Origin of the sequence: Paenibacillus sp. AK121, assembly GCF_019042715.1 — a bacterium.
Lineage (GTDB): Bacteria > Bacillota > Bacilli > Paenibacillales > Paenibacillaceae > Paenibacillus > Paenibacillus polymyxa_C.
Map to the genome: position 1 here is coordinate 1 of NZ_JAHPJM010000009.1, position 13,578 is coordinate 13,578.

Annotated in this window: 8 protein-coding genes; all 8 read left to right on the forward strand. The window is 42.6% G+C overall.

The window, feature by feature from the left end; translation table 11 throughout:
* A partial coding sequence (locus KSP24_RS16540; RefSeq protein ID WP_216975852.1) for a non-ribosomal peptide synthetase occupies window positions 1–4,005 on the forward strand: 4,005 nt, incomplete at its 5' end.
* 690 nt (window positions 4,006–4,695) lie between these two features.
* Window positions 4,696–6,603, forward strand: coding sequence for a carbohydrate-binding protein (locus KSP24_RS16545; RefSeq protein WP_216975853.1), 1,908 nt, complete (start codon window positions 4,696–4,698; stop codon window positions 6,601–6,603).
* Between the two features lie 197 nt (window positions 6,604–6,800).
* Window positions 6,801–7,514, forward strand: a complete 714-nt coding sequence (gene bglS / locus KSP24_RS16550; protein WP_013371213.1) for a beta-glucanase — start codon at window positions 6,801–6,803, stop codon at window positions 7,512–7,514.
* Between the two features lie 764 nt (window positions 7,515–8,278).
* The gene (locus KSP24_RS25315; RefSeq protein ID WP_231124626.1) at window positions 8,279–8,494 is read left to right on the forward strand and encodes a hypothetical protein; all 216 of its coding nucleotides are present in this window, start codon (window positions 8,279–8,281) and stop codon (window positions 8,492–8,494) included.
* A 10-nt stretch (window positions 8,495–8,504) separates the two neighbouring features.
* The gene (locus tag KSP24_RS25320) at window positions 8,505–8,741 is read left to right on the forward strand and encodes a GNAT family N-acetyltransferase (protein WP_231124627.1); all 237 of its coding nucleotides are present in this window, start codon (window positions 8,505–8,507) and stop codon (window positions 8,739–8,741) included.
* A 438-nt stretch (window positions 8,742–9,179) separates the two neighbouring features.
* Complete coding sequence (locus KSP24_RS16560) at window positions 9,180–9,920, forward strand: LytR/AlgR family response regulator transcription factor (RefSeq protein ID WP_025677748.1); 741 nt, start codon at window positions 9,180–9,182, stop codon at window positions 9,918–9,920.
* Between the two features lies 1 nt (window position 9,921).
* Window positions 9,922–11,223, forward strand: coding sequence for a sensor histidine kinase (locus tag KSP24_RS16565; RefSeq protein ID WP_216975856.1), 1,302 nt, complete (start codon window positions 9,922–9,924; stop codon window positions 11,221–11,223).
* Between the two features lie 123 nt (window positions 11,224–11,346).
* Window positions 11,347–13,389 carry a serine hydrolase domain-containing protein gene (locus KSP24_RS16570; RefSeq protein WP_216975858.1) on the forward strand — a complete coding sequence of 681 codons (2,043 nt, stop codon included), beginning with the start codon at window positions 11,347–11,349 and terminating at the stop codon, window positions 13,387–13,389.
* Window positions 13,390–13,578 lie beyond the last annotated feature (189 nt).

Consider the following 13,578-nt stretch of genomic DNA (forward strand, 5'->3'; position numbering starts at 1 on the left):
GCCTACTGGCTCGATACCTTCCGGGGTGAACTGCCTGTGCTGGATCTACCGACAGACTTTGCCCGTCCGGCGGTGCGAAGTACGGCAGGCGATATTGTGGTGTTCGGACTGGAACGTGAAGTGAGCGAACGCCTGAAGGAACTGGCGGCGCACACCGGCTCTACACTGTATATGGTGCTGCTAGCGGCGTATACCGCACTCTTGCACCAATACAGCGGCCAGGAGGACATCGTCGTCGGCACGCCGATTGCCGGACGACCGCATGCGGATTTGGAGCCGATTCTCGGCATGTTCGTGGGTACGTTGGCACTGCGAAACTATCCGACAGCAGAACATACCTTCCGCAGCTACGTGGAAGAAGTGAAGGTTCGCGCCCTGCAAGCCTACGAGCATCAGGACTATCCATTTGAGGAGCTGGTGGAAAAGCTGAATGTGAAGCGGGATATGAGCCGCCATCCGCTGTTCGATACGATGTTTACCCTGCAAACGACCGAGGAAGGTGAGCTGCAACTGGCGAACCTGAGCTTCCGTCCTTATGGCCTGGAGCAAACGCCAGCGAAGTTTGACTTGACGCTGGAAGCCAGAGAGGAAGAGGCAGGCATCCAGTTCGGATTGCAGTATGCCACTGCGTTGTATCAACGGGAAACGGTCGAACGGATGACACGTCACTTTATTCGCTTGGCCGAAGCTGTGGCAGTGAACCCGGATGCGAAGCTGGGTGAGCTGGAGCTCATTACGACTGAAGAAACCGAGCAGATTCTGAAGGTATTCAATGATCCGAATGCGCATAGCGTACGCGGAACACTGCAAGGGCTGTCGCTCAGCGAGCGTTTTGAAGAGCAAGCGAAGAACCATCCTGAGCGGATAGCCGTGGTGTCTGGGGATATGGCGCTAACCTACGCTGAGCTGAATGAGCAGGCGAACCAATTGGCTCGTGTGCTACGGGCGAAAGGGGTTGAAGCAGATCACCCGGTAGGCATACTGCTGGAACGTTCTGCGGATCTTCTGGTGAGCATTCTGGCGGTACTGAAGGCTGGAGGCGCGTATGTGCCAATGGATACGATGTATCCACAGGAGCGGATCGACTATATGCTTCAAGACAGTGGGGCGAAGGTTGTAATCACAAGCAGAGCCGCCAACCTGTCACTTCAACTGCCATCGACAGTACAAGCTATCGTTCTTGACGATGAGGACGTACAGGCTCAATTGGGAGCACAGGATGCGAGCAACCTGATCCCTGTCGCCGGCCTGTACAACCTGGCCTATATGATTTACACGTCAGGTACAACCGGTCAGCCGAAAGGGGTCATGATCGAGCAGGGCAGTGTCAGCAATCTGGTAGATGCTTTATACGAGCGGGTATACAGCCGGTATGATCAGCCGCTTCACATCGCATGGCTGTCAGCCTTTGTATTTGACGCCTCGGTGAAGCAAATCTTTGCCAGCTTGCTGTTAGGTCACACCTTGCATGTGGTGTCCCGTGACGTCAGCCTGAGCGGGGAGCATTTGATTGCGTACTACCGTATGCACCGGATCGACCTGTCGGACGGCACACCTGCGCATCTGCATATTTTAAACGAAAGCGTCAGCGTGACCGAAGCGCCGGATGTGAAGCATTACCTGATCGGGGGCGAAGCCTTATCCGTGCAGCTGGTAGATGTGTTCCTACACAAATGGTCCGGGTATCGTCCGGTCATTACGAACGTGTATGGTCCGACCGAAGCGACGGTAGATGCAACAGCCTATACGATTGAAGATGTGGAGTCACTGAATGTACTGCTGGAAAAAGGGGAGCATACAGTATCCATTGGAACGCCGATAGCGAACAAGGCTGTGTACATCTTGAACACTCGACAACAGCTGGTACCGATCGGGATCGCGGGTGAGCTCTATATTGGAGGTGCAGGTATCGCACGAGGATACCTCAACCTGCCGGAACTGACGGCTGAGAAGTTTATACCGAATCCGTTTGCCTCGGCTCCACTGGAAGTCGAACAAGCTCCAAATGCCCACAGCAACCTGATGTACCGAACGGGCGACCTGGCACGGTGGCTGCCGGATGGCAGCATCGAGTATTTGGGCCGGATCGACCACCAGGTGAAAATCCGCGGCTACCGGATCGAGCTGGGCGAGGTGGAAGCACAGCTGCTGACTGTGGACGGTATCCAAAAAGCCGTGGTTACGGCATGGGAAAACGAAGACGGACACAAGGATCTGTGTGCCTATATCGTAGCTTCGGAGTCACTGAGTCTACCGGAACTGCGGAATGCGCTGCAGCCGAAGCTGCCGGATTATATGATCCCGACGTATGTGGTACAGCTGGATCGTTTCCCACTGACGCCCAACGGGAAAATCGACCGGAAGGCACTGCCAGCACCGGAAGCACGCCTTGAAGGAGGTCTGGAGTATGTTGCGCCGCGGACGCCGCTGGAGGCCAAGTTAGCGCAAATCTGGCAGGAGGTATTGAAGCTGTCCAGCGTAGGCGTCACCGACTCATTCTTCGATGTGGGTGGACACTCCCTGCGGGCAACGACGCTGGTGGCTAAAATCCATCAGGAACTGGACAGTCGGATTACACTGCGTGAGGTGTTCCAGCACTTTACGATTGAGCAGCAAGCCCAGCTCATCGCAACGCACGGGACAGACACCTATACGGTGATCCCTGCTGCGACGAAACAGTCTTACTATCCTGTCTCCTCGGCGCAAAAACGACTGTATATTTTGAGCCATCTGGAAGGTGGGGATCTCAGCTACAATATGCCGGGTGTATTAACAGTGGAGGGACCGCTTCAGGCAGATCGACTGGAGGAAGCGTTCCGTCAGTTAGTAGCCCGTCATGAAACGCTGCGAACTTCCTTTGAAATGGTGGACGGCGAGGTTGTTCAGCGGGTTTACGATCAAGTGGAGTTTGTCGTAGAACGCCTGCAGGCCAGTGAGTCCGAAGCGGAAGTGTATATCGAGTCCTTTGTACGCAGCTTCGATCTTCGGCAGGCACCGCTGCTGCGTGTCCGTCTTATTCAAACCGGACCCGAGCGCCATCTCCTGATGTACGACATGCACCATATTATTTCAGACGGGGTATCGTCTAACAATATCGTGCAGGAGCTAGGACAACTGTACGAGGGACAGGCCTTGAAGCCGCTGCCAATTCAGTACAAGGACTATGCGGTGTGGCAGCAGCAGGAAATGCAGCGTGAGTCCTACCAGCGCCGGGAACAGTTCTGGCTGGAGCATTTAGCCGGGGAATTACCGGTACTGGATCTGCCGATTGCTTATCCTAGACCTGCTGTTCGCAGCTTCGAGGGGGCAATGTATGAGTTTACCGTGGCCCCGAATGTATCCGAGCAGTTGCACCGGATAGCGGCACAGACTGGAAGCACATTGTATATGGTGCTATTGAGCGCCTACACCGTCCTGCTGTCCAAATACAGCGGTCAGGACGATTTGATCATCGGTACGCCCGTAGCAGGCCGCTTGCTGCCTGAACTGGAGCCGCTGATCGGCATGTTCGTCAATACACTAGCCATCCGGCACCAGCCGCAGGGCAATCAAACTTTCCATAACTACTTGCTGGAAGCCAGAGATCGTACGCTGCAAGCCTTCGAGCATCAGGATTATCCACTGGAAGAGCTGGTGGAAAAGCTGGATGTAGCGCGGGATGCAAGCCGTAACCCGTTGTTTGACACTGTGTTTGTACTGGAAAATACGGAGTCGCAGGAAGCGCAACTTGAAACACTATCCTTTAGTCCTTATGTTAAGGAACACAGGACCTCCAAATTCGATTTGACCTTGTCTATGAGTGATGAAGACGGGCAGATCAAGGGTTCCTTTGAATATTGCACAAAGCTGTTTGGCGCAGATGCTATTGAACGATTAACCGGAGATTTGATAGCGATCCTGTCACAGGTTGGAGCCAATCCAAATTTGCTATTAAGCGATCTTCAGGTAAACTCGGACGAGCAAGCAGAAGGCTTCTCGCCCGATTCCATCGATTTTATTTTCTAAATTAGTTTTCATTTCTCTAAAAAAATGATTTCACTTAGCAGGCAAGGGCAGCGGCTTCGTCCGATTGTCCTTGCCTGCTAAGTATTTTTTCTAATATTACAACGATCCAGGCTTGTGATCTGGACTATTTATAAATGATAAAACCCTAGGGACCTTATGCAATAACCAACCCCATGTAAATTGCAGATTGCCCACCACAATTCCGTTTACCGGTGCTGCAATTTCTCTTAATATGAACAAAATCAAGCCAAGTAGGGTAGAAGAGCTTTTGCTCACTAATCCTACCAGATAGTCTGCCTTTAATTTGCCCGGCTACAATCAAATTCAAGGTTACATCCCTTTTGGTGTGCTCTTTTTAAAATAGAATGATATTGTTATATTTGATAGAGTATGGTATGATTATCCCAAATAAATCCATTATTCTATATCCAATTACATATTAATACTCAATATTTTATATTTCTATATTTTATTAAATTAATACTGACATCATAAGGACAGAGATAAGTATTCAGTGACTCCCTTGTAGAATGTTTCCAAACAATACTTTGTAAGCGATTTCAAACTAATTCTATCTCTTACCATTCTTCACGTCATTCTCCTTACGGGTAAAGGTCTGAGCATATCCATAAATTTGATATATTTACGGATAGCTCGGCTTTAGACCATATAAAAAACGGAGGTTATGTTATGATTAGAAAATGTCTAGTTTTATTTCTTTCCTTCGCTTTATTGCTGAGTGTCTTTCCCATGCTAAATGTAGATGCTGCCAATCGACCACTGGCTAAACTACCTGGAAATTCCAACCCTCTAATGGATCACAAATTGGGAGCTGACCCGTATTCATTGGTATATGATGGAAGAGTGTATATTTACATGTCAAGTGATACGTACGTGTATAACAAGGATGGATCGATTAAAGAGAACGACTTTAGTAGGCTGGATCGTATCCAGGTCATATCCTCCACAGACATGGTGGACTGGACGGATCACGGAACGATACCAGTCGCAGGTGCCAACAACAAAAACGGTGGAAGAGGCATTGCCAAATGGGCCTCTAACTCCTGGGCTCCAGCAGTTGCGCATAAAAAAATAAATGGCAGAGACAAGTTCTTTTTATATTTCGCCAATGGGGGAGCAGGTATTGGTGTCCTGACAGCGGACACGCCTATCGGACCTTGGACAGATCCCCTTGGCAAAGCACTTGTGACACATAGTACACCTGGGATGGCTGGCGTGACTTGGCTTTTTGACCCGGCTGTACTGGTAGATGATGATGGCACGGGATACCTGTATAGCGGTGGCGGAATTCCTAATGAATCCGATCCGGCTTCCATTGCAAATCCGAAAACCGCCAGAGTCATCAAATTAGGCGCAGATATGACAAGCGTTATCGGAAGTGCCACCACTATTGATGCTCCTTACCTGTTTGAAGATTCCGGTATTCATAAGTACAACGGCAAATATTACTATTCGTACTGTATCAACTTTGCCGGAACACACCCTCCACAGTACCCTGCTGGTGAAATCGGCTATATGGTTAGCGACAACCCGATGGGTCCCTTCACTTATAAAGGCCATTTCCTGAAAAATCCGTATACGTTCTTCGGCGTTGGCGGCAACAACCACCATGCTGTATTTAATTTCAAGAATGAATGGTATGTCGTATACCATGCCCAAACGGTCAGCAAAGCTCAAATTGGAGATGGAAAAGGCTATCGCTCTCCGCATATTAATAAGCTGGTGCACAAGGAGGACGGAAGCATCTCTGAGGTGCAAGGGAATATGACAGGAATTGCTCAGCTATCCAGTATGAACCCGTATACCAGAGTTGAAGCGGAGACCATTGCCTGGCAAGCAGGCATTGCGACCGAACCCACGCAAGCCAGCGGCGGCCCGATTGGCAATCTGAATGTGACCAACATCCATAATGGGGACTGGATCGCTGTTGGAAAGGCTAATTTTGGCTCTACCGGAGCGAAGACGTTCAAAGCTAATGTGGCCACAAATGTCGGTGGCAACATTGAAGTACGGCTTGACAGTGAAACAGGTCCTCTAGTCGGTTCCTTGAAAGTGCCATCAACTGGAGGTATGCAAACCTGGAGAGAAGTAGAGACCACGATCAATAATGCAACAGGAGTTCACAACGTTTATCTGGTGTTTACCGGGTCAAGTAACGGTAATCTGTTGAATTTGGATGCCTGGCAATTCACTCCCAACACGGGGGGAAATACGGTAACAAAGGTTGAAGCCGAGAATATGAATATTGGCGGCACTCATGCAGGTAAGATCAGTGCACCGTTTGACGGAGTCGCTTTGTATGCCAATGCTGACTACGCTTCATATTCACAGTATTTTGCCAACCCTACGCATAATATCTCAGTGCGGGGGGCTTCAAGCAATGCTGGTACGGCCAAGGTTGACTTGGTTATTGGAGGAACAACTGTAGGTTCCTTCAATTTCACAGGCAAAACACCAACTGTCAAAACCTTGTCCAATATTACTCACGCTATCGGAGATCAGGAGATCAAACTCACCTTGACGAGCGATGACGGCACTTGGGATGCCTACGTGGATTTCATTGAATTTTCATTATGATCGCTCGTCGAAACAGTAGTTGTTCTGGACCTTTTGTAAAATCGAGAGATCCGCCTGTTATTCCAAGCGAGCGCAATCGGCGGGTGAAATGTCCAGGCAAGCTCTATTAATTGGTTTTCGGCAGACTGTATCGCGTTTGCTGGAAACCGCATTCCACAATTTTATTCATATTTGAAATTATTCTTGGAGGTGTATTTATGAAGAAGAAGTATTGGTTTACACTGGTGATCACGGGTATAGTTTCTCTGTTTTTTTCGGTAAGCGCTTTTGCGGCGAATGTGTTCTGGGAACCATTAAGTTATTATAATCCGAGTACATGGCAAAAGGCAGATGGATATTCCAATGGGGACATGTTTAATTGCACTTGGCGTGCCAATAATGTCAATTTTACTAACGATGGCAAAATGAAGCTTAGCTTAACGAGTTCTGCGTATAATAAATTTGACGGCGGAGAGTATCGTTCGAAGAATACTTACAGATACGGCTTATACGAGGTCAACATGAAGCCTGCGAAAAATACAGGAATCGTATCTTCCTTTTTCACATATACGGGACCTGCTAATGGCACGCAATGGGATGAAATTGATATTGAATTTTTAGGAAAAGACACAACAAAAGTGCAATTTAACTATTATACAAACGGGGTCGGTGGTCATGAGAAGGTTGTCGATCTGGGTTTTGATGCATCAAGTGGCTTCCACACCTATGCATTCGATTGGCAGCCAGGATACATTAAGTGGTATGTTGACGGGGTTCTAAAGCATACGGCAACTACGAACATACCGAAAACGCCAGGCCAAATTATGATGAATTTATGGAATGGCACCGGAGTAGATAGCTGGTTAGGTCCATATAACGGAGTCAATCCGTTGTACGCCGAATATGACTGGGTAAAATATACGAGCAATTAGTATGATTACAGCAGAAGAGGCAGCCCTGTAGGGCTGCTTTTGCGTGTTCAGGGGGAGATAGCTGAATAGACCCGCTAGGGGATTTTTTAGTTAACATAATGATGTTATGAAAAACTGCAAAAAAATAAGTGATTTTACTTAAATTTTTGAATAGATTTAGAAATAGAATTATCTCGAAATTCTTTTGGTGATATAACCTATTTCGTTTTCAATCCCATAAATAGGAATGTCAGTATTTTCAAGTAAGATAGATGCTCTAGTTAACTTTTGAAGTAATATAATTTCTGAGAAAGATCTATTGGTAGTTCTTTTAATTAAATTACTTAGATAGTTTGGATGAAAATTGAAATGCTTAGCTGTGGAAATTAAAGTACAAGTCATATAATTTTTCTCTAAGTAATTAAGTATTTCTATAACAGGTGTATTGTTGAGCACCATAAAGCAATCAATTATTTCATTTGAACATAAAGATTTATATGAGTTTCACCTGAAAATGCTGGACTCCTTGTAATAGAGTCCGGCATTTTTTGGTTCTCACCAGTCTAACATAACTTTTTAAACGGTTAGTTGAAAAAAAGCATTGCATTAAATACTTGACTCTCCCCATTAGGGGATACATTAAACTCAATTTGTAAGCTAATCAATTAAAAGAAGGAATCAAAATCAACTTAGATATTAGAGACATTAGAAAAAAAGATATAGAACCTATTAAAGCAATTATTGCGGATACTTGGAACGCAAAGGATTTTATAGAGGATGAGGGCGTGATAAATGCAGCAGTTACAATGATGTTCATAAGTCCAATAATAAATAAAAGTACTTTTGGAAGAGTAGCTACATTAGATGGAGAAGTCATTGGTGTAATTTTTGGTTCAAGAGTTGGTGAAACAACATCTTATAGAATGCTTCAGGAAGATTATACAAGTGAATTACTACAACTCTTAAATCTAAATGACATAGAACGAAAAGTATTTTGTTGAACTCACCTCTATGACTAATGAGGCATACAGCAAGTTAATTAGAGGAAAAAAGATAGGGAAAAAATTATTCAATGCACTCATATCTTACTTAAGAGATACAAAAGCAACTAAAATTTATGTGTATACAGACACAATGAGTAACTATGGATTCTATGACCATAATGGATTTGTCCGTCTTGATGAAGCAGTAACTGTATTTAATCTACCTATCGGCAAACTCGAAAATACAAATTTTGCTTATGAATAGCTGTCCTTAATATTTCTATTCGTTTATTAAGTTCTTCTAATTTCTTTATTTCTTTATGAATTTCTTCATTTTTCTGCTCTAAGTAAAGTTTAAGGTAATTAGTATCGGCTTTAGCAAATAAGGATTTAATTTCTTTAACACTTACATTACTTTGCTTACTAATTTTTATAATATCCAGATAGATGAATTGATTAATTATACTTTTTGTTCTCCATAATTTCCTCCAATAAGGCTTATGTGTGAAAGTTGTCGTTCTGCTAATACATCAATTCCTACCCTCCTAATAAATCACAAGTTGTGCTCTTACACAATAACTCGCATTTAAGGGATTTGAATTTGCGTTTTATCCAAAAGCTATGTATAGAATATTAAAATATTGTATACTGTTCAGACTATAATTCCATGCAACATGCAATGGGGAAGAGGTGTATGGTATTTATGTATAGAGTGGCTATTTGCGATGATGAGTACAAGCAAAGAGAGCTTGTTAAAAATATGCTGATTGCTTTATCCATCAAAACAAATATAGAATTTAAAATTGAGTTATTCAACTCAGGAGAACAGCTGGTAGCTCATTATTTAAACCATGAATTGCCATTCCATATCTTAATATTGGATATTGAAATGAACGGCATGAACGGAATTCAAACAGCTCAAAAAATAAGGAGTTTACGTCACCTTGATGAACAGATCATTTTTTTAACGAGCTATCCCGAATATATGCTAGAAAGCTTTGACGTAGTTACCTTTCAGTACTTAATAAAACCGATTGCTTCCCATATCTTTGAGGAAAAAATGATAAAACTGTGTCAGTATTTTCAATCTCTTGATAAAAAATTCGTTATCATCAAGTCAGCTTATGAAGAAGTGCTTTTAAAATATGATGATATCATTAGTATTGAAGTGGCCAAAAGCTTGACCATAAAAAACAAACTGCATTTTGTAACCTCTACACAAACCTATGATAGCAAAGGGATTCTTTCAGATTATGCTTTAGCATTAAAGGAATATAATTTTCTGCAAATTCATCGTTCGATTATTATAAACTTAATTCATGTCAAAAAATTTGCTGGCGGTGATGTTCTGATGTCAAATGATGTGAAGTTGCCTATTGGACGTTCTAAAATAAAAGAAGTTAAAGATCTATATACCAAATTTATGATCATGAAGATGCATTAATATGATGGAATATAACTCCCTGTTTCTTAACCTATGTGTTGTACTGGTGATGTGCTTTCAGGTGAATTTTTACTTCAACTCGGTTTTTGATAAGTCCAGTCGAAAGCCGAACAGAATGATGTATTTCATTATTTTCGGGCTGCTGAATTTTTTATATTTAAGTGTTTATCTGTCTCCTACGTTTTCCTCCATTTTGGCGTTATTTGTCATATTTAGCTTGGCCCAGTCTTATACCGTGGAAATAAAGACAAAGATCATTTTTTCCATCCTTTATGCTGTGTTGATCACCATCGTTAATTTTATATCTCTTTATATTTTATATACTGTAGACTCTGTTAAAGTTAGCAACCTTAGCCATTTGAGCAGTCAAGATCACTTGATATTTTCTAAGGTTATGTTACTCAGCTGTATTATCATGTTTGCTGTCATTCAGATTATACGATTATTTGCCAAACGCAGAACCTTCCCTTTGCATGCCCGTTATTACATTTTATTTCTAATCGTTCCTATCATAAGTATATACCAGGTCAATGTTTTATCTGTTTATAGTGAAAAGAATATGTATTATTTTGTATCTATTATTGGCTTTATTTCCTTAAATGTTTTTATCATATACATCTTCGATAATGTCATTGAAAAATTCCAGTTAATGCATGAAAATGCTCAACTACAACATCAGATGGACTACCAAGATGCTAACTACGAAAAAACGGTTCACAGCTTTAAAAATATGAAAAGAATCATTCACGACACACACCAACAGTTTTTGTATATTGACGAATGTATCAAGAGAAATGAATTAGCTGAGGCAAGTGAACATATTAAGGTCACATTAAATAAAATCGAAGGAGCCTATCAGAGGGTTAACACCGGTAATCTGGTTATAGATGCTCTTGTCACAAATAGTCTTAATATTGCTCAGGCCAATGGCATCAAGGTGGATATCCAGCTCAACTTATACTCACAGAAAGTAAATATTGAACGTTATGACTTGTGTGTCGCTCTGGGTAATATGCTGGATAATGCCTTAGAAGCATCTAAAAAGATCAAAATTGCGGATGATAGGTACATTCTTATTAAAATACATTCCAATGAATCTGCGCTTTTTATTCACATTCTGAATCATATGGAGAATGAAGTTGCCCATTTGCATAGTCAAAAATCAAACCCGGATATTCATGGTATTGGCTTAACGAATATATCCAGAATATGTGACAAATACGGTGGAAACATGATCATTGAAACGAAAAATAAAATATTCAATAATATGGTTTTAATCCCATTTTATAAGGACAGTCCTTAAACATCATGCTGTTTAGGGATTGTTTTTTTCGTTTTAGGATGACTTTGCTATATAGAATCCTCGTTCATTGTATGATCAGTCCAGAAATAAAATCTGGGAACCTATAAGAGGAGGAAATATGGAATGAAGAAAATAATAGCTGTGTTCATTTCGGCCATGCTTTTGGTACTGCCGATGACGAATGCTTTTGCTCAAGACAATCCTAAACCCATTAAGGAAAAGGCGCGTAATCTGGCCTCGGAGCTGGTATCCAAATACGGTGTTAGCGGTGTGCAGTATGCCATTATGGACCATGGAAACATCGTATTATCGGATAGCGTGGGTGTAAAGAATAAAGCAACCAACGAGCCAATCACTAACGATACGATGTTCGGTATAGGCTCTACAAGCAAAATGTTTGTATCTGCTGCAACGATGATGCTGGTAGATGCCCATAAGGTAGATATTGATCAGCCACTAACAACATACATTAAGGATTTTACAATGGCTGATGAAAGATACAAAAAAATCACACCGCGTATGCTGTTAAATCATTCGTCAGGCCTTTACGGTGCTCACTATAAAAATAGTATGTTATTTAATGACAATGATACAGAAAATCATGATAAGCTCTTACTGAGATTACAATCAGAAACTTTAAAATCCAACCCCGGCGAATATTCTGTATATAGTAATGATAGTTTTCAATTGCTTGAAATATTGGTTGAACGGGTGAGTGGTCTAAGTTATACCGAATTTCTGGCAAAGCATGTTAGTGCCCCTTTGGGTTTGAACTCTACGAAAACACCACTCGATCAGTTTGATAGACAAAAGCTGTCCAAAACTTATTTTCCTGCGATTGAGGGAGCCTTACCCGTTGAAAATGCCAATGTCATCGGGACAGGGGGCTTATACTCTACCGCAGAAGAATTGACCCAGTTTGCAGAAGTATTAACAGGGAATAGAACTGATATTTTATCTGAACAATCAGTAAAGTCCATGCAAAGCCATGAATATCGAAAAGGAATATGGGTATCTGAAGAGACAAACAGCTTTAATTATGGCCTTGGCTGGGACGCGGTTCGTTTGGCACCATTTAGTGATTACGGAATAACTGCGTTGTCCAAGGGGGGAGACACTGTTTTGTATCACTCTGTCTTGATCACCCTACCAGAGCATCATATCTCTATGGCTGTGCTTTCATCTGGAGGGTCTTCCATCCTAGATAGTATTTTTGCTTCTAATGTTTTATTGGAGCATTTAAAAGACAAGGGCATCATTAAAGACATTCTACCGGATAAAACATTTGAATCTCCTGTAAAAGTGGAAATGCCATCTGACTTGCTTTCTTATTCTGGATTATATGGCACTGTAGGTACAACCATCAATGTAGAGATTAAAAATGGAGAGTTTGAGTTACCAGCTTTTCTGGATGGACTCGTCCCGGCGCAAAAATATGTGTATGCAGGCAATGGAGCATTCAAAAGTAGTGATGGCAGTGTAGCCATAAGCTTTGACAAACAAAAAAACGGAAAAACGTATATTAAGGCTAACTTCTATTTAAACTTTCCGGGATTAGGTCAAATGGTTATGGTAAATTATGAATATCAAAAGCTTGATGCCAATCCTCTAAATACTACAGTTAAAAAGGCATGGGAACATAGAAACGGGAAAAATTATTATGCCCTGGATGAAAAGATATCTTCTATTTTTTATTTGGCTCCATCATTTATTACAAAAAAAATATCCGTTGATCATGAGGGATACGCAAATGGTACTAAAATTGTGGATGAGAATAAAGCCGTTAATGCCGTTGAAATTCCAGTTATGAGTGGAAGAGATGCATTTGATTTGAATTTTACTACCAAGGATGGCTCAGAGTATTTAACCATAGATGGAGAGTCCTACATCAGTGAGGATGCTATTAAACCTATCCTAGGAGGGAAATCACAGTACACTATACCATCCAATGGCCAAGCCATATGGTTTAAAATAGATAAAAACGCAGCCCATAAAACGATGACCGCTGATGTTCCAACAAGTGGAGGGTTCGCTGTCTATGATGAAAACGGAGGGGCTGTAGATTTTTCAACTGCCAGCCATAACAATTCGGTTGTTCTGCCCCAAGGGGGCTTGATCGTTTTGGGTGGCCAAGCAGGGGATGGATTTAAAATCAATATAAATTAAGCGTGTAGCCGCTCCTGAAAAATTCAGGAGCGGCTATTATAATAGGAATATCTCAAAACGCCTTGACGCTATGAGCACGAGGGAAAGCAGGGCAACTTAGTACTTGGAAGCATCTTCAGCCAATTCATTGATGGGATGACTTTAAATGTAAACGCTTGTTAAAAGCTTATATAAGCAGAATGGAAGAGC